20 protein-coding genes, 1 other RNA gene and 1 pseudogene are annotated in these 23,925 nt (G+C 62.3%); 3 read left to right on the plus strand and 19 right to left on the minus strand.

The features are described 5' to 3' along the window. Positions 1-2,369, minus strand: a 2,369-nt coding sequence (secA, locus tag QWB57_RS01935) for a preprotein translocase subunit SecA (protein WP_288968107.1), incomplete at its 3' end; no start/stop codon positions are given. A 142-nt stretch (positions 2,370-2,511) separates the two neighbouring features. Continuing rightward, entirely contained in the window at positions 2,512-3,453 is a 942-nt protein-coding gene (locus QWB57_RS01940) for a M23 family metallopeptidase (protein ID WP_223625857.1), read from the minus strand. 11 nt (positions 3,454-3,464) lie between these two features. Between QWB57_RS01940 and QWB57_RS01945 the strand changes: the two genes are divergently transcribed. After that, positions 3,465-3,953: a DUF721 domain-containing protein gene (locus QWB57_RS01945; RefSeq protein ID WP_288968108.1), complete on the plus strand. Its 489-nt coding sequence runs from the start codon at positions 3,465-3,467 to the stop codon at positions 3,951-3,953. Between the two features lie 99 nt (positions 3,954-4,052). Here QWB57_RS01945 and lpxC read toward each other — a convergent pair whose 3' ends face one another. From lpxC to mraZ, 15 genes and pseudogenes are all read right to left on the minus strand, one after another. Then, positions 4,053-4,967: a UDP-3-O-acyl-N-acetylglucosamine deacetylase gene (gene lpxC, locus QWB57_RS01950; RefSeq protein ID WP_223625851.1), complete on the minus strand. Its 915-nt coding sequence runs from the start codon at positions 4,965-4,967 to the stop codon at positions 4,053-4,055. A gap of 217 nt (positions 4,968-5,184) precedes the next feature. Beyond that, positions 5,185-6,435: a cell division protein FtsZ gene (ftsZ, locus tag QWB57_RS01955; protein WP_288968110.1), complete on the minus strand. Its 1,251-nt coding sequence runs from the start codon at positions 6,433-6,435 to the stop codon at positions 5,185-5,187. Positions 6,436-6,535: 100 nt separating this feature from the next. Continuing rightward, positions 6,536-7,771: a cell division protein FtsA gene (gene ftsA / locus QWB57_RS01960; RefSeq protein WP_223625845.1), complete on the minus strand. Its 1,236-nt coding sequence runs from the start codon at positions 7,769-7,771 to the stop codon at positions 6,536-6,538. Continuing rightward, positions 7,768-8,556, minus strand: a complete 789-nt coding sequence (locus tag QWB57_RS01965; protein WP_223625842.1) for a cell division protein FtsQ/DivIB — start codon at positions 8,554-8,556, stop codon at positions 7,768-7,770. Before QWB57_RS01965 ends, ftsA begins: the two co-directional genes overlap by 4 nt. After that, positions 8,553-9,503: a D-alanine--D-alanine ligase gene (locus tag QWB57_RS01970; RefSeq protein ID WP_288968111.1), complete on the minus strand. Its 951-nt coding sequence runs from the start codon at positions 9,501-9,503 to the stop codon at positions 8,553-8,555. The genes QWB57_RS01965 and QWB57_RS01970 overlap by 4 nt, the downstream gene beginning before the upstream one ends. Continuing rightward, a complete protein-coding gene (murC, locus tag QWB57_RS01975) occupies positions 9,500-10,942 on the minus strand; it encodes a UDP-N-acetylmuramate--L-alanine ligase (protein WP_288968112.1) in 1,443 nt (480 codons plus the stop codon). Before murC ends, QWB57_RS01970 begins: the two co-directional genes overlap by 4 nt. Then, complete coding sequence (gene murG, locus QWB57_RS01980; protein ID WP_223627687.1) at positions 10,942-11,994, minus strand: undecaprenyldiphospho-muramoylpentapeptide beta-N-acetylglucosaminyltransferase; 1,053 nt, start codon at positions 11,992-11,994, stop codon at positions 10,942-10,944. Before murG ends, murC begins: the two co-directional genes overlap by 1 nt. Positions 11,995-12,020: 26 nt before the next feature. Further along, positions 12,021-13,364: a putative lipid II flippase FtsW gene (ftsW, locus tag QWB57_RS01985; protein ID WP_288968114.1), complete on the minus strand. Its 1,344-nt coding sequence runs from the start codon at positions 13,362-13,364 to the stop codon at positions 12,021-12,023. Beyond that, positions 13,364-14,449 carry a phospho-N-acetylmuramoyl-pentapeptide-transferase gene (gene mraY / locus QWB57_RS01990; RefSeq protein WP_223625829.1) on the minus strand — a complete coding sequence of 362 codons (1,086 nt, stop codon included), beginning with the start codon at positions 14,447-14,449 and terminating at the stop codon, positions 13,364-13,366. Before mraY ends, ftsW begins: the two co-directional genes overlap by 1 nt. Further along, complete coding sequence (gene murF, locus QWB57_RS01995; RefSeq protein WP_288968117.1) at positions 14,439-15,827, minus strand: UDP-N-acetylmuramoyl-tripeptide--D-alanyl-D-alanine ligase; 1,389 nt, start codon at positions 15,825-15,827, stop codon at positions 14,439-14,441. Before murF ends, mraY begins: the two co-directional genes overlap by 11 nt. Continuing rightward, positions 15,824-17,299 (minus strand): UDP-N-acetylmuramoyl-L-alanyl-D-glutamate--2,6-diaminopimelate ligase, encoded by a 1,476-nt coding sequence (locus tag QWB57_RS02000; protein ID WP_288968128.1) that lies wholly within the window; start codon positions 17,297-17,299, stop codon positions 15,824-15,826. The genes murF and QWB57_RS02000 overlap by 4 nt, the downstream gene beginning before the upstream one ends. Before the next feature lie 8 nt (positions 17,300-17,307). Next, positions 17,308-19,155 (minus strand): penicillin-binding transpeptidase domain-containing protein, encoded by a 1,848-nt coding sequence (locus QWB57_RS02005; protein WP_317851742.1) that lies wholly within the window; start codon positions 19,153-19,155, stop codon positions 17,308-17,310. Beyond that, a complete protein-coding gene (gene ftsL, locus QWB57_RS02010; RefSeq protein WP_288968129.1) occupies positions 19,152-19,415 on the minus strand; it encodes a cell division protein FtsL in 264 nt (87 codons plus the stop codon). The genes QWB57_RS02005 and ftsL overlap by 4 nt, the downstream gene beginning before the upstream one ends. 14 nt (positions 19,416-19,429) lie before the next feature. Then, a pseudogene (gene rsmH / locus QWB57_RS02015) lies at positions 19,430-20,362 on the minus strand (16S rRNA (cytosine(1402)-N(4))-methyltransferase RsmH); the annotation flags it as partial. Continuing rightward, positions 20,359-20,805 carry a division/cell wall cluster transcriptional repressor MraZ gene (gene mraZ / locus QWB57_RS02020; RefSeq protein WP_223625823.1) on the minus strand — a complete coding sequence of 149 codons (447 nt, stop codon included), beginning with the start codon at positions 20,803-20,805 and terminating at the stop codon, positions 20,359-20,361. The pseudogene rsmH and the gene mraZ, both read right to left, overlap by 4 nt. A 313-nt stretch (positions 20,806-21,118) precedes the next feature. On the opposite strand from mraZ, the gene QWB57_RS02025 reads away from it, so the two are divergent. Further along, entirely contained in the window at positions 21,119-21,892 is a 774-nt protein-coding gene (locus tag QWB57_RS02025) for an NRDE family protein (RefSeq protein WP_288968118.1), read from the plus strand. Between the two features lie 13 nt (positions 21,893-21,905). Then, an RNA gene (gene rnpB, locus QWB57_RS02030) (RNase P RNA component class A) lies at positions 21,906-22,274 on the plus strand. Between the two features lie 56 nt (positions 22,275-22,330). On the opposite strand, the gene QWB57_RS02035 is transcribed toward rnpB, so the two are convergent. Both QWB57_RS02035 and rsmI read right to left on the minus strand, forming a co-directional pair. Continuing rightward, entirely contained in the window at positions 22,331-22,948 is a 618-nt protein-coding gene (locus QWB57_RS02035) for a DUF4126 domain-containing protein (RefSeq protein ID WP_223625817.1), read from the minus strand. Positions 22,949-23,059: 111 nt separating this feature from the next. After that, positions 23,060-23,884, minus strand: a complete 825-nt coding sequence (gene rsmI / locus QWB57_RS02040; protein WP_223625814.1) for a 16S rRNA (cytidine(1402)-2'-O)-methyltransferase — start codon at positions 23,882-23,884, stop codon at positions 23,060-23,062. Positions 23,885-23,925 lie beyond the last annotated feature (41 nt).

The following is a 23,925-nucleotide window of genomic DNA, read 5'->3' on the forward strand; positions in this document are numbered from 1 at the left end:
TAGCCGCGCAGGTGGATGCCCTGGCGCAGGTAGTCCATGCGCGCCAGGTGTTCCTTCCAGTTTTGATCCAATACATTCAACATGACGTGCTTTTCCAGCATGCGCATGGTATCGGCACCGGTCTGCGCTTCCTTGCCTTCGAACAGCGCCAGAATGTCGGCCTGCACGTGCGCCCGGATTTGTGCGGCATCCAATTCTTCCTGCGTCTTGTGCAGGCCAACCAGATCCAGCTGCACGCCAAACTCGGCCGCAAGCTCGGCTTCCAGACCCGGCAGATCCCATTGCTCGTCCACCGAGTCGGCCGGCACGAAGCGCTGCACCATATCGGCAATGACATCGTTGCGGATGCCGTCGATATTGTCCTTGACGCTGGCCGCTTCCAGCAATTCGTTACGCTGCTGGTAGATCACCTTGCGCTGGTCGTTATTCACATCGTCAAAGTCCAGCAAATTCTTGCGGATGTCGAAGTTGTGGGCTTCCACCTTGCGCTGCGCATTGGCAATCTGGCGGGTAACCAACGGGCTTTCGATGATGTCGTCTTCCTTCAGCCCCATCTTGGCCATCACCGTCTGCACCCAGCCGGCGGCGAAGATGCGCATCAGGTTGTCTTCCAGCGACAGATAGAAGCGGCTGGAACCGGGGTCGCCCTGACGGCCGGAACGGCCACGCAGCTGGTTATCGATACGCCGCGATTCGTGCCGTTCAGTGCCGAGGATATGCAGCCCGCCAGCCGCTTTCACGGCTTCGTGCCGCTGCTTCCACTCGGCCTTGGTGCGCTCGATCTCGGCGTCACTGGCGCCCTCGCCCAGTGCCGCCAATGCCGCCTCCAGCGAACCGCCCAGCACGATATCGGTACCGCGACCAGCCATATTGGTGGCAATCGTCACCGCGCCCGGTGCGCCGGCATTGGCCACGATATGCGCTTCGCGTTCGTGCTGTTTGGCGTTGAGTACTTCATGCGCGATCCCGGCAGCATTCAGCTCGTTGCTGAGCAGCTCGGACACTTCGATCGAGGTGGTACCCACCAGCACCGGTTGCTGGCGTGCCGAGCATTCCAGAATGTCCTTGACCACGGCGCGGTATTTGCCGGCGCGATTGAGGAACACCAGATCGGAATGATCCTTGCGCACCATCGGCCGATGGGTGGGGATCACCACCACTTCCAGCCCGTAGATATTCTGGAATTCGTAGGCTTCGGTATCCGCGGTGCCGGTCATGCCCGACAATTTCTTGTACATGCGGAACAAATTCTGGAAAGTCACCGAGGCCAGCGTCTGGTTTTCGCGCTGCACTTGCACGCCTTCCTTGGCTTCCACCGCCTGATGCAAGCCATCGGACCAGCGCCGCCCCGGGAGTGTGCGGCCGGTGAATTCATCGACGATGATGACCTCGCCATCGCGCACGATGTAGTCCACATCGGCCTGATAGATCGCATGCGCGCGCATCGCCGCATTCAAGTGATGCACCACATGGATGTTCTGCGCGGCGTACAGGCTTTCATCGGCACCCAACACGCCCGCATCGCGCAGCAGTTGTTCGGCGTGTTCTTGCCCCACTTCGGACAGATGCACCTGCTTCTGCTTTTCATCCACCCAGAAGTCACCCTCACCCTCTTCTTCCTTCTGGCGGATCAGCGATGGCACCACCGCATTGACCCGCAGGTAGAGTTCGGGGGATTCGTCGGCGGGGCCGGAAATGATCAGCGGGGTGCGCGCTTCGTCGATCAGGATCGAGTCCACTTCGTCCACGATGCCGAAGTTCAGCCCGCGCTGGAAGCGATCTTCCTTGGCCAGCGCCATGTTGTCGCGCAGGTAATCGAAGCCGAATTCGTTATTGGTGCCGTAGGTGATGTCGCAGGCGTAGGCCGGGCCTTTATCGGTATGGTTCATGCCGGGATAAATCACACCGACCGACAGCCCCAGCCAGTTGTACAACTTGCCCATTTGCGCGGCGTCGCGACGTGCCAGGTAGTCATTGACGGTGACCACATGCACGCCCTTGCCTTCCAGCGCATTGAGGTACACCGCGCAGGTGGCGGTCAGCGTCTTGCCTTCGCCGGTGCGCATTTCCGCGATCTTGCCCGAATGCAGCACCATGCCGCCGATCAGCTGCACATCGAAATGGCGCATGCCGAACACGCGCACCGAGGCTTCGCGGCAGACCGCAAATGCTTCGGGCAGCAACTTGTCCAGCGATTCGCCTTTGCCGATACGGGCGCGGAACTCGTCGGTCTTGGCTTTCAGCGCGTCATCCGATAGCGCCTTGGTCTGCGCTTCCAGCGCATTGATCTTCTTGACGATGGCGCCGTACTGCTTGAGCAGGCGCTCGTTGCGGCTGCCGAAAACACTGGTAAGCAAACTGTTGAGCATGAGAATGGCAATCCCTGGCGGGATGCGCGCCAATGGCGCGGCATCGAAAAATAGAGGCAATGTAGCCCCGAACGCAGGCGCGCGTGCGGGAATCCGCTAGTTTAGCTGGAGGCGGGCCGCCGCGTATGCAAGCCCGTCGCAATCAGCCGTTCTGCGGCCCATGCCGTGCCAGGGCGTTGTTATGGCCAAGGAACTTGCGGGGATTGACCACCACGCCGTCCTGCCACACCTCGAAATGCACATGCGCGCCCGTGGAGCGCCCGCTGGAGCCGGCCTTGGCAATGTCTTGCCCGGCCCGCACCAGATCGCCGACCTGCCGATCCAGCTGCGAGTTGTGCGCATAGCGGGTGACCAGGCCATTGCCGTGATCCACTTCGATGGTGTTGCCGTAGCCACTGCGCACGCCGGCAAAGCTCACCACGCCGTCGGCTACCGCCAGCACCGGGTCACCGATATTGGCTTGGAAATCAATACCTTTGTGGAACTGGAAACCGCCACCGAAGGGGTCGGCGCGACCACCGAAACCCGAGGTGACGAAACTTCCGGCGATCGGCTCGCGCGAGGGCAGGCTGCTGCGCTCCAGCTGGCGATTGAATAGCAAGCTCTCCAGCACGGACAGCTGGGTATCGGCGTGTTGATAATCACCTTCCAGCGCATGCAGTCGCGATTGCAGCTCATGGACAGGCATGTCCCGCGTGGCCCCACCCCCGCCTTGGCCGACGGGGTTTTCGAAATTGAATTCGCCGTCTTGCAGCTGGCTGGATTGCGTCAGGCGAGCGCCCAACGCATTCAACCGATTGGCCTGCGCCTGCAATTCCGCCAGCCGCGCCGCCAGTGCATTGACCTCGCGCTGGGCATCCCGGCGCACCTGCTCCAATTCGGCCTGCCGGCTGGCATCCGAGGTTTGCAAGGCTTCCACCTGCGCCATGCCAATCACGCTGCGCATCGCCGCGCCACACAGCATGCCAGCCCCCAGCAGCAGCGCCAATGCTGCCCATGGGTGGCGCAGTGCCCACCAGCGCAAACGCTGGGCCTGCGCGACGGCGCGCTGACGGGTATTGTGTGAATTGTTTACTTCAATCATTGCCCATGCCTATGTCGCGATCCACGCCCCCGAACCAGGCTGCCCCGCCTGCTGGCCCGCGCGCGGCGCTGGATACGCTGCTCGCCGGCAAAGCCGGTGGAACTCTGCGCCGGGCCCGCTGGCTCGACGCAGTGGATCAGTTGCTACGTCCTGCATTGCCGGCAGGGGTCAACGCGCATGCGCGTTTGGCCAATCTGCGCGGCAAAACCTTGGTATTCATCGCCGATGCCCCGGTCTGGCACGCCAAATTACGGCTGGCCACACCCGAGTTGATCGCCGCTGCCCGCTCCATCGGGCTGGAGGTGGATGCCGTGACCATCAGGCTGGCCACGCGGCCGTGGCAGCCGCACCCTGCGACCATCACGCCCCACATCCCCCCATCGGCGGCCAGCCAGAAAGGTCTGGCGGCGGCCTTGGCGTTACTGCGCGCACCTGCGGCGGAAGACGCCGACAGCCTGCACAACACCGCAACAGCGGGGGTGCGAGCACCCCGCAGCTGAGCGGTCAGCGCGCATCCTAACGGGATACGTCCTTGATTTTGTTAAGAAAGGCGAAACAACGCGCGCAGGACTGCCAAGCCGATCGCAAAACTGCGCCGCTTACAACGCCGGCTGCGCGGCACCGTACCCCAGCTCCGGCAGTTGCGCCGGATCGTCAAAACTGACCACTTCCCAGGTTGCTTGGTCGGCCAACAAGGTGCGCACCAAGTGGTTGTTCAGGGCATGGCCGGACTTGTAGCCGGTATAAGCCCCCAAGATCGGATGCCCCGCCAAATACAGATCACCGATCGCGTCCAGAATCTTGTGGCGTACGAATTCATCGGCGTAGCGCAGGCCGTCTTCGTTCAGCACGCGGAACTCATCCAGCACAATGGCGTTGTCCATCGACCCGCCCAACCCAAGGTTGCGATCGCGCATGAATTCCAGATCGCGCATGAAACCGAAGGTGCGCGCACGGCTGACTTGCTTGATATAGGCATCGGTGGAAAAGTTGAACTCCACCCGCGACAGCGCATCCGGAATCGCCGGATGGTCGAACCGCACCGTGAAATCCAGGCGGAAGCCGTTGTAAGGCTCGAATTTGGCGTACTTGTCGCCATCGCTCACTGCCACCGGCTTGAGAATGCGGATAAAGCGTTTGGCCACCGACTGCTCGACAATTCCGGCCGATTCCAGCAGGAATACAAATGGCCCGGCCGAGCCGTCCATGATCGGCACTTCCGGCGCAGTGAGGTCGATATACGCATTGTCGATGCCCAACCCGGCCAGCGCCGACATCAAGTGTTCCACCGTCTGCACCTTGGCACCGTTGCAGCTGAGCCCGGTACACAGCGTGGTTTCAGTCACCAGGGCTGCGGCGGCCGGCATTTCGACCACCGGATCGAGGTCGGTGCGACGAAACACGATGCCGCTATTGACCGGGGCCGGGCGGATGGTGAGAAAGACTTTTTCCCCGCCATGCAAGCCCACGCCGGTGGCACGGATAAGGTTTTTGAGTGTACGTTGGCGCAGCATCGTGGAAGATTACCATGCGTAAAGCTGAATACTTGCCAAAACTGCCGCCAAAACAGCTGTCAAAACAACGCCGCGCAAGCGCCTTGCACGAAGCTGGAAAACCGGCCGACCGGCAACGCCGATCGACCGCAAAACCCGTGGGCGGGCCGCCCACAGGCCGGGGACACAAACACCGCATCGCACCCCCGGCCGCAGGACAGGGGTGCTGGTTACCGCATCAGTCGGCCTGACGACGCAGGAACGACGGGATATCCAGATAGTCGTCCCTGGGCAGTTCAGCAGCCTGCGAGGTGGCATCCACATTGCGACGCAGTGCACTGGAGAAGCTGGACGGCATCGGCGGCACAAAGCTGTCGGTGACCGCGTCGATCGGCAAGCCTGTAGTGCCATCGCGTTTGATCTGCGAGCGCACCAACTCGACTTGCGGACGGCGCGACGGTTCTTGCACCGGCTCGAACCGTACCCCGCGGGTGGTTTCGGTCACTGGTACGCGCACACCCGTTGCCGCACGGCTCAGGCCGGTGGCCACCACGGTCACCTTCACTTCGTCTTGCATATTCGGATCCAGCGAGGTGCCGATGATGACAGTCGCATCTTCACTGGCAAAGTCGCTGACCACGCGGCCGATTTCATCGAACTCGGACATGGTCAAATCCGAACCCGAGGTGATGTTGACCAATACGCCATTGGCACCGTGCAGATTCACATCGTCCAGCAGCGGATTTTTGATTGCCGCTTCGGCCGCAGCTTGCGCACGATCATCGCCACGCGCCACGCCGGTGCCCATCATCGCCAGACCCATTTCGCTCATCACGGTGCGCACGTCGGCAAAGTCGACATTGATCAAGCCGGGGCTGACGATCAAATCGGCAATGCCTTGCACCGCGCCTTGCAATACTTCATTGGCGGCGCGGAATGCCTGGATCATGGTGGCATTGCGACCCAGCACGGTGATCAGTTTTTCATTCGGAATGGTGATCAGCGAATCACAATGCTGACTCAATTCTTCAATGCCCTTTTGCGCAGCCTGCATGCGGCGCGGGCCTTCAAACGGGAACGGCTTGGTGACTACAGCCACCGTCAGGATGCCCATTTCCTTGGCCAACTGCGCCACCACCGGTGCAGCGCCGGTGCCCGTGCCGCCACCCATGCCGGCGGTGATGAACACCATGTCGGCACCCTGCAGCGCATCCATGATTGCTTCGCGATCTTCCAGCGCAGCCTGCCGGCCCACTTCCGGGTTGGCACCCGCGCCCAGGCCCTTGGTGACGTTGCAACCGAGGGTGAGCTGCACATTCGCGCCGCAGTTCTTGATCGCTTGCGAGTCGGTGTTGGCGGTGATGAACTCCACCCCAATCACATTGCTGTTGACCATGTGCGCCACCGCATTACCGCCGCCGCCGCCGACGCCGATGACTTTGATGACCGCATTGGGTGCCACCTGGTTGACCAATTCAAAATGTGCCATGTCCGTGTCCTATTGTTGTTTTGATGTGTTTTTGTGAAACCACAAATTCGTTACTTGTTCGTCTTCACTGCACGCCTTCACCGCTCGACTTCATCGCATGTCAAAACTCGCCGCGGAACCACTTCAATGCCTTGCCGATCAAGCCACCAACCTTGCCGGTGGGAAGGGTCGGGCGCTTGGGGTGTTCCATCTGCGCGCCCATCAGCAACAAGCCCACGCCGGTGGCATGCACCGGGTTGCCCACCACTTCACCCAAGCCGGTCACGTGCTGCGGAATGCCGATGCGCACCGGCATTTGCAGCATCTCTTCGGCCAACTCCACCACCCCTTCCATCTTGGCTGCGCCACCGGTCAGCACCATGCCTGCGCGTACGCGTTGCTCGAAACCACTGCGCCGCAACTCCGCCTGCACCATTTCGAAAATTTCTTCGTAACGTGCCTGTACCGCCTGCGCCAGGGCTTGCCGCGGCATCCGGCGCGGCGGCCGGTCGCCCACGCTTTCCACCTGGATGCTCTCTTCGGCGCGCGCATACTGCACCAGCGCGCAGGCGTATTTGACCTTGATGTCTTCGGCATGCGGTGTTGGCGTGCGCAACATATGCGCGATGTCTTCGGTGACTTTGTCGCCGGCCATCGCCAAATTCGCGGTATGGCAGATCGCGCCTTGCATGAACACGGCGATGTCGGTGGTACCCGCGCCCATGTCCACCATCACCACGCCCAGCTCTTTTTCATCACTGGTCAACACTGCCGTGCTGGAGGCCAGTGAAGACAACACCAGCTCATCCACCTGCAAGTCGCAACGCTGCACACACTTGCTGATGTTCTGCGCCGCCGACTGCGCACAAGTGACCAAATGCGCGTGCACTTCCAGGCGCACGCCGGTCATGCCCACGGGATTGCGGATGCCTTCCTGCGAATCATCCAGCACATACTCGCGGGGAATGGCGTGCAGGATTTTCTGATCGGCCGGGATGGCGACGGCCTTGGCTGCCTCCAGCACGCGCTCAAGATCGGCGTGGGTGACTTCGCCATCGCGAATCGGCACGATCCCGGGCGAGTTTTTGCACTGCACGTGGTTACCTGAAATCGAGGCATACACACTGCTGACTTCGCAGCCAGCCATGAGCTCGGCCTCTTCCACTGCGCGCTGGATGGATTGCACGGTGGAGTCGATATCCACTACCACCCCACGGCGCAGCCCGCGCGATTCATGCGAGCCGATACCGATCACCTCGATCGGCTCACCCGGTGCGTATTCGCCGACCAGTGCGGTGACCTTGGAGGTGCCGATGTCGAGCCCGACGATCAGCGATTTGTCGCCCTTGCGATTCATGTGTTGGAGCCGTGATGAGATGTGGATGAGGGTGCGCTGCGCGGCGATTGGGTGCCGGCTGCGCCACTGCGGCTGGGATGGAGGGTCTCGGGCACAGCCCAAGTGAGTGCAAAGCCGTTGGTGTAACGCAGGTCGGCGCGCTGCAAACGGCGCATGTTGTTTTGCGCAAGCAAGTTCGGCAACAGCGCAGCAAAGCGCTCCATGCGCAACTGTGCATCATTGCGGCCCAACACCAGTTGGGTACCATCGTGCAGGGTGACTGACCAACTGCCGCGCCGATCCAGCGCCACGCCCAGCACCCCGCCCGCATTGACCAGTTGCTGTTGCGCCTGGTGATACAACGCCACTACTTCCGGCACCCGGGCTTCCGGACCATCCAACAGCGGCAAACCTGCGGGCAGCTGCAATTTCCCGGCCGGGAACAAGCGTCCATTCTCGGATAACAGGCGTGTAGCGCCCCAGCGTGCGACCGGTTTGAATTCGCGAATCCGCACTTCCAGCACATCCGGCCAGTGCTTGCGAACTTCCGCCTGCTCTACCCACGGCAGGCGATTGACCGCTTGCTGCACCTGGCCCAACTCCACCGCAAAAAAACCGCGCTGCGCCAGTGGCATCACCACCGCCTGCAGTTGCACACGATCCACCCGTTGCAGCGGCCCGGTCACCCGCAAGGTGCGCAGCGGCCAATGCGCCGCGCCCATCCACCCTTCGACCACAGCCACCACCGGCAGCGCGATCAGCGCTACCGCCAGCAGCCAAGCCAAGGGGCGCAGCAAAGCTTTCACAAGGTCTGCTCCAGGATCATCCAACACAGGTCTTCAAAACTGATGCCGAGTTGACGGGCGGCCTTTGGTACCAGCGAGTGACTGGTCATGCCCGGCGCGGTGTTGACCTCAAGCAACAGCAACTTGCCGCTGCTGCGGTCACGCATCACATCCACTCGTCCCCAGCCACTGCAACCTGCGGCAAGGAATGCATCCACTGCCAACTGACCAATCGCGATTTCTTCTGCGGCGTCCAGCCCAGGACACAGGTACTGGGTGTCTTCGGCGATGTATTTGGCGTTGTAGTCGTACCAACCCCCCTTGGGTACGATGCGGATTGAGGGCAGTGCTTGCGCGCCCAAAATGCCTACGGTCAGTTCATCACCGATGACCATTTGTTCCATCAACATCTCACCGCCGTAGCCGCGTGCAACCGCGATGGCGGCATCGATATCGTCCAGCGTTTCTACCCGCGCCACACCCACACTGGAGCCTTCGCTGGATGGCTTGACGAACACCGGCAAGCCCAGTGCCAACGCCGCCGCACGCAAATCGGCACCTGCTTGCAAACGCCGATACCGCGGCGTGGGCAAGCCGGCACTCAGCCACACTTGCTTGGTGCGGATCTTGTCCATGGTCAGCGCACTACCCAGCACGCCAGAACCGGTATACGGCACTTCGAAGCCTTGCAACAAACCTTGCAACACGCCGTCTTCACCACCACCCTTGTTGCCGTGCAGGATGTTGAACACGCGATCAAATTGGCCATGCACCAAGGCATCCAGCAAGGCCGGAATGCCATCCACCGGATGCGCATCGACACCGCGTGCACGCAATGCGTCCAGCACGTTGCGGCCAGAATCCAGCGACACTTCGCGCTCGCTGCTGCTGCCGCCCATCAACACTGCAACGCGGCCAAATACCTGCGGGTCATTCCCGCGTGGACGATGGCTGTGGGTAACGGTCATGCCCCCGCTCCTTGCAAACCTTCGCGCGCAATCAACTGCGCAGCAGCGCCAATGTCACCGGCGCCCATCAGCAACAACAGGTCGCCATCGTGCAAGACGCCCGGCAATACCGTGCGCAATTCGCTGGCCGCGCTCACCACCACCGGATCGACCCGTCCGCGGGTACGGATGGAACGCGCCAACGACTTCGCATCGGCACCCGCAATCGGTGCTTCGCCGGCGGGATACACCTCGGTCAACACCAGCGCATCGACACTCGACAACACAGCGGCGAATTCATCGAACAAGTCCCGTGTACGCGAATAGCGATGCGGTTGAAACGCCACCACCAAACGCTTATCCGGCCAGCCGCCACGCGCGGCGGCAAACACTGCGGCCAATTCTTTCGGGTGATGGCCGTAGTCATCAACCAATGCCACTTCGCCACCTTGTGCCAACGTCAACTTGGCCAGTTGGTTGAAGCGGCGGCCAATGCCTTCGAATTTTTCGAATGCGCGTGCAATCGCCGCATTCGGCACGCCCAGCTGCCAACCGATTGCTGCGGCGGCCAATGCGTTCTGCACGTTGTGGCGGCCCGGCAACGCCAACGTGCAAGCCGTGCGCGAACCATCCGGCAGGCACAGGGTGAAGTGCATGCGCGCGCCTTGTTGCCGGATGTCGGCAGCACGCACGTCGGCCTCGTGCGAGAAGCCATAGGTAACGATATGGCGTGGCGTAGCGTGGGCCAGCTGCGCCACTTCGTCATCGTCGATGCACAGCACGGCCAACCCATAAAACGGCAGGCGATGCAGGAACTCGGCAAACGCCTGCTTGACCCGCTCGAAATCGCCACCGTAATTTTCCAGATGGTCGGCATCGATATTGGTGATGACCGCGACCACCGGATTCAGGCGCAGGAAGCTGCCGTCGCTCTCGTCGGCTTCGGCCACCAACCAATCACCTTTGCCCAACCGCGCATTGGCACCGGCGGCAAGCAACTTGCCCCCGATCACGAAGGTGGGATCGAGCTCGCCTTCGGCCAGCACACTGGCGGTCAGTGAGGTGGTGGTGGTCTTGCCGTGGGTGCCGGCCACTGCCACTCCACGCTTGAAGCGCATCAATTCGGCCAGCATTTCCGCACGCGGCACCACCGGGATGCGTTGCGCGCGGGCTTCCAACAATTCCGGATTGTCTGGCTTGATCGCGCTGGACACCACCACGCAATCGGCGTCCAGTACATTGGCCGACGCATGGCCTTGATAGATGACGATACCAAGCGAGGCCAGCCGTTTGGTGACTGCATTGTCGGCATTGTCGGAGCCGCTGATTTGATAGCCCAGCGTGCACATGACCTCGGCAATGCCGCTCATGCCCACCCCGCCGATGCCGACGAAGTGCACCTGCGGGAAGGCCTGCGCAGGCGCATTGATGCCTTGCAGATGCAGGCGATTGACGGCCATCACGCGGCCTCCTTGATCAGGGTTGCAAGCACGGCATCGGCCACGCGGTCGGCGGCATCGGGGCGTGCCAACGCACGCGCAGCGCATGCCATCGAAAGACGTTTTTGCGGATCGGCGCACAGCTCGGCCAATACCGCCTGCAGTTGCGCCGACAGTTGCGCGGACTGCGGTAGCAGCAGTGCAGCACCGCGCTCCACAAGATATTCGGCATTGCGGGTTTGGTGGTCATCCACCGCCTGCGGGAACGGCACCAACACACTGCCGACACCCACCGCACACAACTCCGCCAGTGTCAGCGCACCGGCGCGACACACCACCAGATCTGCCCACGCATAGGCACCGGCCATGTCGGCGATAAACGGCTCGACATGCGCTGCCACGCCAGCATCGGCATACGCATTGCGGGCATCGTCCAGCATCTTTTCCCCGGCTTGATGCACCACCTGCACCGGCAGGCCCAATGCAGCCACGGCTTGTGGCACCGCCGTATTCAAGGCCCGTGCACCTTGGCTGCCACCCAGCACCAGCAAGCGCAATGCACCCGCGTGCGCGAAGTCGCGCTGCTCGGGCGGATCGACTTGGGCAATCGCGGTGCGGACCGGATTCCCCACCAATGTTTCCCTGGCGAAGGTTTGCGGAAATCCCACCAAGACCTGCCGTGCGAATTTCGCCAATGTTTTATTGGTCATGCCGGCAGCACGATTTTGTTCATGCACCAGCAGCGGAATTCCGGCCAAGCGGGCCGCCAAACCACCGGGGCCTGCGGCATAGCCGCCGAAGCTGATCACCGCATCGGGCTTGCGCAGTTTCAGTACACGCGCTGCCGCACGCACCGCACTGAGTACGCGCAGCGGCGCACCCAACATGGTCAACAGACCTTTCCCGCGCACACCTTTCACCGCAATGGTGTCGATGGCGATGTCCTGCGGTGGCACCAAGCGCGTTTCCATGCCGCCATCGGCCCCCAGCCAGTGCACTTGCGCACCCCGCGCACGCAACGCCTGCGCGACCGCAAGGCCCGGAAAAATATGGCCGCCAGTCCCACCGGCCATCACCAGAATCAGGGGTGCATGCGCGCTCAACGCGCCCTCCGCATTGCGGCCATCGCCGCCGATTCAACTGAGGGCTTGCCCACCATGGGCTCGATCCGCTGGCGCAAGCGCGAGGCTCCGCGAGCATTGTCCTGCGCCGATGTCAGCGGCTGCGCAACCAGTGGCGGTACGCCCACCGATGCCGCATTCGACACCCCACGACGAATGGCTACCTGTCGTGCGGCACGGTCGTACTCATAGGACACGCGCAATAGCAGGCCCATCGCGGCACAGGTCATCAGCACACTGGAGCCACCGTACGACACCAGCGGCAAGGTCAGCCCCTTGGTCGGCAACACGCCCAGATTGACGCCCATCGACACCAGACTTTGCAGCGCCATCCACAGCGCAATGCCAAATGCCAGATAGCCGGAAAAATGCCGCTTCATCTCCACGCATTTCAGGCCCAACCAAAACGCACGCCCGGCCAACAGCACGTACAAGCCAATCACCGCGCACACGCCGACCAACCCCAGTTCTTCGGCGGTCACCGAAAAAATGAAGTCGGTATGCGCTTCCGGCAGGTACGACAGCTTTTGCACCGATGCGCCCAGGCCCACACCGAACCATTCGCCGCGACCAATCGCCATCAGTGCATTGCTGAGCTGATAGCCCGCACCCAATTGGTCTTGCCACGGGTCCATGAACGACGTCACGCGGCGCATGCGATACGGCTCGAAATACACCAGCGCTGCCAAGATCGGCAGCAAAACGGTCACTGGCGCGATCAGGCGCTTGATTGGCGCGCCACCCAGCACCAGCATGCAGGCAGTGATGCCCAGCAGCAGCACCGATGAACCAAAGTCGGGCTGGATCAGCAACATCCCCACCAACAGCACCACCACGCCCGCCGGCTTCAACATGCCGTACCACTTCACCGCCACGTCTTCGTTGTAGCGCTTCAAATAGCTGGCCAGCCAGATGATGTAAAACACTTTCACCATTTCAACCGCTTGAAAGCCGGCGGGCCCCAGATAGATCCAACGGCGTGCGCCATTGACGGATTTGCCCACAAACGGCAACCACACCATTGCCAGCACCAGAAAGCAGCCCAGCAGCAGCCATTGGCTGTATTTTTCGACGGTCTTCAGCTCCACGCGCATCACCAGCAGCGCTGTGATCAACCCGCAACTCATGAACACGACGTGCCGGCTCAGGAAGTACCACGGCCCTGCGTTTTGGCCGCCTCCGGCAATCGCCGCCGAGCCCACCATCACCAAGCCCAAACTGGCCAGCATCACCATCGCCGCCATCAGCCACGGGTCAAAGCGGCCACTGATTTCATCGTGGCGCGTGGCCTGTCGCACGTTGTCCATCCCGACAGCGTTCATCAGCGCACCTTCAACGTGGCAAGCCCGATCAATACCAGCACCACGCTGATGATCCAGAAGCGCACGATCACGCGTGGCTCCGGCCAGCCTTTCAGTTCGAAGTGGTGATGGATCGGTGCCATCCGGAACACGCGCTTGCCGGTGAGCTTGAAGCTGGCCACCTGGATCATCACCGACAGGGTTTCGATCACGAAAATCCCGCCCATCAGCACCAAGACCAATTCCTGGCGCACGATCACCGCGATGGTGCCCAGCACGGCGCCCAGCGCCAGCGCGCCGATATCGCCCATGAACACCATTGCCGGATAGGTGTTGAACCACAAGAACCCAAGCCCGGCACCGGCAATCGCGGTGCAGATAATGATCAGCTCACCCGCACCCGGCACCCGCGGGATTTGCAGGTATTGGGCGAAGGTGGCGTTGCCCGAGGCGTACGCGAACACGCCCAGCGCGCAGGCCACCAGCACGGTGGGCATGATCGCCAGGCCATCCAGGCCATCGGTCAGGTTGACCGCGTTGGAAAACCCGACAATCCAGAAATAGGCAATCGCCACAAACCCGATACCCGCCATCGGCAGTGCAATGGATTTGAATAACGGCACATAGAAGGTGGTCGCCGCCGGCACATCGGCGAACGCGAACAAATAGATCCCGGCCGCCAAACCCAGCACCGATTGCAATGCGTACTTGGTGCGCGAGCGCATGCCATTGGGGTCGCGCTTGACGATCTTGATCCAGTCATCGGCCCAACCAATGGCGCCGAAGCCCAACATCACCACCAGCACCACCCACACATATTTGTTGCGCAGATCACCCCACAGCAGCACGGTGGCGGTGATCGAAGACAGAATCAGCGCGCCACCCATGGTCGGTGTGCCGGCTTTGGAGAAATGCGACTGCGGGCCATCCTTGCGAATCGGCTGGCCACCCTTGAGCGTGGCCAGATAGCGAATCATCCGCGGCCCCCACCACAGCGAAAACGCCAGCGAGGTCAGCGCCGCCAGAATGGCGCGGAACGTCAGGTAGTTGAACAGGTTGAAATGGCCGTGCAACTGCTCCAGCCAGCGTGTGAGTTCAAGCAGCATCGGTGGTGTTCTCCTTGCCGCTTTCGGCATCACGCGCCAACAGCGCGGTCACAATCTTGTCCATCGCGCTGCCACGCGAGCCTTTCACCAGCACCGTCACCCCTGCATGCAATGCACTGCCTAGTGCAGCCGTCAATGCGGCATGGCTGTCAAACTGCTGCGCATCTGCGCCGAACGCGTTGGCGGCATGTGCGCTCAGTGGCCCCAGCGTGAACAGCCGGGCAATGCCGGCGGCTTTCGCCTGTTGCCCCGCTTGCGCATGCAGCAACAGCGCATCGGCGCCCAATTCACGCATATCACCCAGCACCAACCACGCTTCGCCATCACCGCTGACCAAGGTATCGATAGCCGCAGCGACGGAGCCGGGGTTGGCGTTGTAGCTGTCGTCCACCAGCATCGCACCGGTGCTGAGCCGATGTGCAATCAAGCGTCCTGCCACCGGCTGCACGGCCTGCAATCCGGCCTGCACCTGCGCCAGCGTGGCACCTGCCGCCAGCGCCATCGCGGCTGCCGCCAACGCGTTGCGCACGTTATGGCGACCGGGCATGGGCAGCGTGATGGCAATCTGACCCGTACCTGTAGTCAGCACGAACTGCGAGCCCTGGGGCGTGCTGCGCACATCACGCGCACTGACATCGGCCACCGTATCCAAGCCGAATTTCAGCACCCGCTTGCCGTGCAAGCCTTCCAGGAAATGCAGTGCGAACGCATCATCGGCATTGACCACGGCCACACCATCGTCGGCCAATGCGGTGTAAATCGCACCCTTGGTCTGCGCTACGCCCAGCAAGCTACCCATGCGCTCCAAATGTGCCGGCGCGATGTTGTTGACCAAAGCCACGTCGGGGCGCGCAATCGCGGTGAGATAAGCAATGTCGCCAGGCTTGCCTGCCCCCATTTCGTACACCGCAAAACGGGCATCTTCGGGGGCATCCAGCACCGCCAGTGGCAACCCGATTTCGTTGTTGCGGTTGCCCGGGTTGGCATATGCGCCGCCCAGCTGATTCAGGATCGACAGCAGCAAGGTCTTGACCGATGTCTTGCCGTTGCTGCCGGTCACGGCCAGCACCTTGGTGCTGCGTTCGCGCTGTGCTGCCGCGGCAAGATCGGCCAGTGCACGCTCGGTATTGGGCACGATGATTTGCGTAATGTTGGCATCCACTGGATGGGCGACTAATGCCGCTACGCAACCGCCATTGGCCGCCGCCTGCACATGCGCATGGCCATCGAAATTTTCCCCTTTCAATGCGACAAACAAGGGCTGCCCTTGCGATGGCAATGCACGTGTATCGATGGCCACTGCATCCACCCAACCATCGGCACCTTGCAAGCTGCCGCCAGTGACCGCGGCGATCCACGCCAGCGCGCGCGGCTTCATGCACGCCTCCGCAGCAGTGCACGCGCGACCTGCGCGTCGTCAAACGGATGTTTCACACCAGCCACATCCTGGTAGGACTCGTGGCCCTTGCCGGCAATCAGTACAACATCGCCAGCACCGGCGTGTCCGAGTGCCTGGGTGATAGCGGCAGCGCGATCGCGCAGCACCATCACCTGTGCAGGCTGCGCAAAGCCGGCCAGGATGTCGGCCACGATGCCATCACCATCCTCATGCCGCGGGTTGTCGTCGGTAACGATCACCACATCGGCCAAACGCTCGGCAATCGCAGCCATTTGCGGACGCTTGCCGGTATCACGCTCACCGCCACACCCGAATACGCAGATGAGCCGACCTTCGACATGCGCACGCAGCGATGCCAGCGCCTGCTCCAGTGCGTCGGGGGTGTGCGCGTAGTCCACCACCACTAGGGGCAATGCCGCACCGGACTCGGACACATCACCGCCAAGGCGATTCATGCGTCCATCCACCGGCAGCAATTGCGACAGGGTTTCGGCAATCAATGCCGGTGCCATGTCCAGCGCATACAACGTGGCGGCAACACCCAGCAAATTATCGACATTGAAACGGCCCAGCAGCGGCGAACGCACCGGGTGCGCCTGACCGCCCGCATGCAGCATGAAGCGGATGCCGCTAGCGTCCAACACCACATCCTCGGCGCGCACGCTGGCACCGGCAGCCCCGCGTGAGGAAAACCCGAAGACGCGCACCTTGCCACTGACCGCTGCGTGCAATTCACGGCCAAACGCATCATCCAGATTGACCGTCGCCGCACGCAGCCCCGGCCATTCCAGCAATTTGCGCTTGGCTGCACCGTAGTTGGCCATGTCGCCGTGATAGTCCAGATGGTCGCGGGTGAGATTGGTGAACACCGCGACATCGAAATGCACACCATCCACGCGGCCTTGATCCAGCGCATGCGAGGACACTTCCATCGCCACCGCCGACGCGCCCTCATCACGCAACTCGGCGAGCAGTGCATGCAGGCGCAGCACCAACGGCGTGGTGAAACCGGTCGGCACGGTCTTTGGCCAAATGCCGCTGCCCAAGGTGCCCAGGGTGCCTACCGATTGCCCGCGCAACGTCCAGGCCTGCGCCAGCAATTGCACGGTGGACGTTTTGCCATTGGTGCCGGTGACACCCACCGTGGTCATCTCGGCGCTGGGATGACCGTGAAAGTGATCGGCCATCGCGCCCATGCGTGCACGCAAGCCAGGCACCGCAATCGCATCGGCCGGTGCCGGCAGCGCCTCTGGTGCCGGCGGTTCGAACAACACCGCGCTGGCACCGGCGGCACGCGCTGCATCGACAAAATTCAGGCCGTGCGCACCAAAACCGGCAATCGCCACAAAGGCATTGCCTGGCTGCACTTCACGGCTATCTTGCACCAGCCCGGTGATCGCAAGATCGGCCGACAGGCTTTCCAGTTCAGGCAGCAATTCGCGCAGCAACATGCTGTGAGTCATTGCACACCCCCAGGTGCTGGCAGCTTGCTCGTGGCAGCCGGGGCGACACTGGCCAACTGCGGTGCCGCATGACCTGCCGCCTTGGCACGTTTGGCCTCGGCGGCATCTTGCACCGCCAACCATGCATCCAGATTGTCGGGAGCCACATCCATCAAGCGCAGCGCGCCTTCCATCGTGCTCCGAAACACCGGGCCTGCCACCACGCCGCCGTAGTAACCCTTGCGCGAGGGGTCGGGATCGTTGACCGCCACCACCATCGCAAAGCGCGGATGATCGACCGGCACCAAGCCGGCGAAATACCCGATGTAGCGCCGCGAATAACCGCCCGCGCTGGCCTTGCGCGAAGTACCGGTTTTGCCCGCCACGTGATAGCCCAGAATCGCCGCTTGGGTGGCGGTGCCGCCCGGCTCGGTCACGGTCTGCATCATCCGCAACACTTCATGCGCGATGTTCTCGTCCAATACGCGCTTGGGCGGATTGTGTTGATCCTTCACGAAGCTCGGCTGGTGCAGCAATCCGCCATTGCCCAATGCCGCGTAAGCAGTGGCAATCTGCAACGGGGTCACGCTCAGACCATAGCCATAGCTCATGGTTTGCTTGCTGGTGCCGCTCCAACGATCCGGCTGCGGAAACAAACCTGCGGCTTCGCCTGGGAACCCGCTATGCGTGGAGCTGCCATAGCCGAAGCGGCGCAGGAAGTTGTTGAATTGCGCATCGGTCAAGCGCTTGGCTACCAGCGATGCACCCACGTTCGAGCTTTTGCGAATGATGCCGGTGGTGTCCAACACGCCATAGTTATGGGTGTCTGTGGTGCGGTATTTGCCGTTGGCAATCCAGCCAGGACTGGTGTTGAACAGGGTTTGCGGCGTAATCACCCCGGCTTCCAACCCGGCGGCTACCGTGATCGGCTTCATGGTCGAACCCGGTTCCAGCAAATCGGTCACGGCACGATTGCGGTGCGCATCGCGTGGACTGCTGCCCACCGCATTGGGGTTGAAGGTGGGGAAATTGGTCATCGCCAACACCTCGCCGGTGGCCACATCCAGCACCACGGCCGAGCCACTGGCCGCACCGGTTTCGCTGATCGCATTGCGCAGCTCGCGGTGGGTCAAATACTGGATGCGGCGATCAATGCTCAGGGTCAATTCGCGGCCCGGTTGCGCGGCACGCACCAGATCCACGTTTTCAACGATGCGCCCCTTGTTGTCGCGAATCACACGTTTGACACCCGGCGTACCGCTGAGCCAATCGTCAAACGCCAGCTCCAGCCCTTCCTGGCCACGATCGTCAATACTGGTGAAGCCCAGCACCTGCGCCAGCATTTCACCCTGTGGATAAAAGCGACGGTATTCGCGCTGGCTGGCCACGCCGGGAATCTCCAGCGCCAGAATGCGCGCGGCCTCATCCGGATTAATGCGCCGCTTGAGATATACGAACTCTTTGCCGGCGCGCGTACTCAAACGCTGCGCCAACTCGTCTTGCGGCATCCCCAATGCTTGCGCCAACGCCGGCAGGCGCGCCGGTGATTTCAGCAATTCCCTGGGGTTGGCCCAAATGGATTCCACCGGCGAAGAAATTGCCAGCGGCTCGCCATTGCGGTCGGTGATCATCCCGCGCGAGGTGGCGATTGGCAGATCACGCAAGAAACGCGCATCACCCTGCTCTTGGTAGAACGCATGGTTGATGACCTGCAGGTTCAGCGCGCGCGCCAACAAGCCGACCGAAGCCAGACCCAGAAAGCTGCACACCAACAGCAAGCGTTTGCGCAAATCAGATTGCGCATTCCCGCGCTCGCGGCGTGCGCCCCAAGCAAACCAACGCGGGCGTTTATCAACACGTTTCATCGACGCAGCACCACGGTATCTTCGGTGCGCGGGAACACCATGCCCAGTTGCACACGCGCCACTTGATCAACGCGATTACTTTCCGCCCACGTGGCCTGCTCCAACTGCAAGCGCCCGAATTCGATGTTCAAGGTGTCCCGCGCCTTTTCCAACCGGGTCAAGGCCACGAAGGCCTGTCGATGTTCATGCCGGTCGCGTACGATCAACAGCGCCGTGGCGATATTGGCCAGCACCAGCACGGTCAGCAGCAGGCCGCGAATCATGCCGCCACCTGCAATTTTTCGGCCACCCGCAGCACCGCACTGCGCGCACGCGGGTTAGTCGCAAGCTCGGCTGCGCTGGCCTTCTGTGCGCCCCCCACCAGCTTGAGCGTGGGCGTGAAGGCGACCTCCACCGGCATCCGCCGATTGGCCGGCGGCGCTTTGGCATGCCGCAACAGGAATTGCTTGGCGATGCGGTCTTCCAGCGAATGAAAACTGATCACCGCCAGCCGCCCACCGGGCTTGAGTTGCTGCAGCGCGGCGTCCAGCCCCGCTTCAAGATCAGCCAACTCGCGGTTGATGTGAATGCGAATGGCCTGGAAGCTGCGAGTCGCCGGGTGCGTCTTGCTATCGCCACGCGGCATCACGCTTGCGATCAGATCAGCCAGCTGCGCGGTGCGCAGCAGCGGCTCCTGCGCACGCCGTGCCACGATCGCTCGTGCAATTCGTCGGCTCTGGCGCTCTTCGCCATGAACCCACAACACATCCGCAATGTCTTTTTCCGAAGCATGCGCCAACCACTGCGCCGCGCTTTCACCGGTCTCCGGATCCATGCGCATGTCCAACGGGCCGTCCTTGCCGAACGAGAACCCGCGCGCGGCCACATCCAATTGCGGTGACGACACCCCCAGATCCAGCAATATCCCATCCAACCCCCTGGCGGTGGCGGACCACTGCGCCAGCTCGGCAAAACTGCCGCGCCGCCAGTGCAGGCGCGCATCCACGGTGGCCAACTGCATGGCCACCGCAATCGCCTCCGGATCCTTGTCCATCACCAACAACTGTCCTTGCGGCCCCAGCCGCTGCAACACTCCACGGGCGTGCCCACCCCGCCCAAACGTGCCATCCAGATAGGTTCCATCGGCCCTCACTGCCAGCCCATCCATGACCTCGGCAAACAACACCGGGAGATGGGCGGCGGCGTTGCCCGCGCCCACCCCGCTCACAACGGAAGATCCAGCAGGTCGTCATCCAAATCGGCATCACCCAACGACTGCCGCATCTGTTCCTGATAAGCCTGCTCGCTCCACAACTCGAAACTGTCGCCATTGCCCAGCAACACCGCCTTGCGCTCGATCCCGGCGGTGGCGCGCAGACTGGCCGGAATCGAAATCCGGCCATTCCCATCCGGCTCAACGATGGCCGCAGCCGCCACCAATTTGCGGCGCAAGGTACGCGCTTGCGCGGTCTTCATGCCTTTGGCGTTGAGCTGGTCGCGCAACGCCTCCCACTTGGCGTGCTGCAGAATCCACAGGCATCCGGCATCGAAGATGTTGTATGCAACGACCAGGCGATTCCCCGATTCGCGCGCAATCAGATCCCGATAAGCCGTCGGGATTGCCAGCCGGCCCTTATCGTCGATCGTGATGGCGGTTTCGCCTTGGAACATGCCCGTCTATTTGCCCCGACTGCTACGGCGTTCAACCCGAGAAAACCACAATTTCCCCGGTTTTCCCACGAAGCGCCACCTTAGCAGGCAATCACCGGGTGTCAACACTCGCTGGCAGGAAATTTCTCAAGCGCGGTCAATGACTTGCAGCAAACTTCAAGAAGTTGTTCAAGCTTTTTCCACAAGCAACTGTTTCGTCTCAATTTTTAAGATTTCACACACTCCGTCTCACTTCCGATTCGCGGATAGGCGTTGACGATGCCGATGCTGCATTGCAAAAAATGAATAGCCAAAGTGCGGGCACAATGCGCCAATGTGCCTGGTCGCCTTCGCCTGCAATCGTCACCCCCGCTGGCGGCTGGTCATGGTCGGCAATCGCGACGAATTCCACCCGCGCCCCACCGCCGCACTGGCCGCATGGGCCGATGCACCGGTGCTGGCCGGGCGTGACCTGCGTGCCGGTGGCACCTGGATGGGGCTGGGCCGAAACGGCCGTGTGGCGGTAGTCACCAACTTGCGTGATGGCTCGGCACAGCCGTTCACTGGCCCATCCCGCGGTGACCTGCCCATCCAATTCCTGACCGGCAACACCGATGCACTCAGCCACGCACAAGCCGTTGCGCAGATTGCCGACCAGTACGCCCCCTTCAACCTAATCGTGGCCGATACCCACACCTGCGCACATATTGGCCCCCCAGCATCGGGCCGCGCCACCCAACTCACCGACGGCGTGCACGGCATCTCCAACGGCCCATTGGACGCGCCGTGGCCGAAGACTCGCCGCCTATGCACCGTGCTGGAAGACTGGGCACGCAGCGCGCAAACCGATTTACAGCCACTGTGGCAGGCATTGGCCGATGAGCGCATTGCCGACGATGCCGACTTGCCGCACACCGGGATTGACCTTGCGCTGGAACGGCGGCTGTCCGCCGCATTTGTACGTGGCACCGACTATGGCACCCGCGCCTGCACCGTGATCCTGGTCGATCACGCCGGACACGGCAGCATCTTCGAGCGCCGCTTCGGACCGGGCGGCGTGTTCGCCGGCGAAATCGTACTGCACGACAGCACGCTTGCCAGCACGTAGAATGGCCACTGGCGGAGTCGGCCAGGCAGTCGCGTCATCGGGTAACCGATGCCGAGGAAAGTCCGGGCTCCACAGGGTACGGTGCCAGGTAACGCCTGGGCGGCATAAGCCGACGGACAGTGCAACAGAAAGATACCGCCGAACGGCATCGCAAGATGTGCGTGGCAAGGGTGAAATGGTGCGGTAAGAGCGCACCGCGAGTCTGGCAACAGATCGGCACGGCAAACCCCACCGGGAGCAAGACCAAATAGGGAGGCGTTGATGCGACCCGCAGAGCCTCCGGGTAGGTTGCTTGAGCGTATGGGTGACCATGCGCCTAGAGGAATGACTGCCGCGGCGCGCAAGCGTCGAACAGAACCCGGCTTATCGGCCGGCTCCGCCAACTGATTTCCAATCAAGGCACGCCCCGGCCAAGTGACTCAGGATTTTCGGCAACCGTCAGCGCAACGGCGGCTGATTGCCCGGTGTGCTGGTTGCCGCTCGGCCCAACCAGCGTAGCCCTCGCCATGCCCAGTGCCACAGCAGCCACACGCACACGGCCAGCAGCAGGCTCACTCCCACCCCAAGCCCCAGCGCCAGCCACGGATGCGCAACGGCCAGCGACAGCGTACCCACCACCAGCCCGTCCTCGACCAGCGACACCACCCCATTACTGAATGGCTCGGGAGAGGTGTTGAGCATCGCCCGCACACCCGACTTCAGGCCATGACTGAGCAAGGCCGCACCGCCCCCCAGCGCCAGCACGCCCGCACCCAGATGCCCGTCCGGTGAAAGGGTCGCAGCTGCGAGAAAGGCACCCGCCGGAATCCGTGCCAATGTCTGCAGCAGGTCCCAAACCGAATCCACACCCGGAATTTTGTCGGCAAAGAACTCCACCACCGCCAACGCACCGCAGGTGCCTAACACCCACGGCGACTGCGTAGCCTGCAGTGCCGACGGCAGCTCTACCCAACCCAGCACGCCCGCCAGACCTACCCCGAACACGGTCAAATACGCACGAATCCCGGACAACCACGCCAGCAACAGACCAATCACGAACAGATGCGCTTCGTTCATGTGCGTGTTGTAGCAGAAACAACCGCCCGGTTGGGGCTTCACCAGTGGCAAGTGCGGAATGCGGTCACCCCACCCCGGCCTGCTTGCACGCGACGCCGATCAAACGCGCTCTCACTCCGCCCCATACAACGCCTTGCGCGGCGCGCCGGACAGTTCTGCGGCCAGTTTGGCGGCGGTAGACGGCGGCAGGTGCTCGCTGAGTTTGGCGTACAGACGGCGGCCTTCGGTGATGCTGGCATCGGCATCCTCACTGGTGCCTTGCACCAGCAGCACAAACTCGCCTTTGCGCTGGTTGGGGTCGGCGGCCACCTGCGCCTGCACGGCAAGCATGCTGCCGTCCAGCACGGTTTCAAACAGTTTGGTGAGCTCACGCGCCAGCACCACGCGGCGTTCGCCACCAAACGCGGCAACCGCATCGATCAGGGTGTCTTCGATGCGGTGCGACGACTCATAAAAAATCAACGTGCGTGTTTCCGATGCCAAGCTGGCCAAATGTTCGCGGCGGGCCTTGGGCTTGGCCGGCAAAAAACCTTCGAACACGAAGCGATCACTGGGCAGGCCGGCCACGCTGAGCGCAGCGATCAGGGCGCTGGCACCGGGCACCGGGCTGACCTTGATGCCGGCCTCGCGCGCGGCGCGCACCAGCCGGAACCCAGGATCCGACACCAAGGGTGTGCCGGCATCGGACACCAGGGCCAAGCTGTCACCGGCCTGCAAGCGCGCCACCAACTGCGCGGATTGGCCATCTTCGTTATGGTCATGCAGCGCAATCAAGGGCCGCTCCATGCCGAAATGCGCCAACAACTGGCGGGTATGGCGGGTGTCTTCGGCGCAGATTGCCGCCACTGTCTTCAAGGTTTCCAGCGCACGCGGGCTGATATCGCCCAAATTACCGATGGGGGTGGCAACAACGAAGAGGGTTCCGGAGACGTGCATGGCTGTCTTTGGCGTGGGCGCAGGTAGAATCGTAGCCGGTT

It is taken from the genome of uncultured Thermomonas sp. (assembly GCF_937872235.1).
GTDB lineage: Bacteria > Pseudomonadota > Gammaproteobacteria > Xanthomonadales > Xanthomonadaceae > Thermomonas > Thermomonas beijingensis.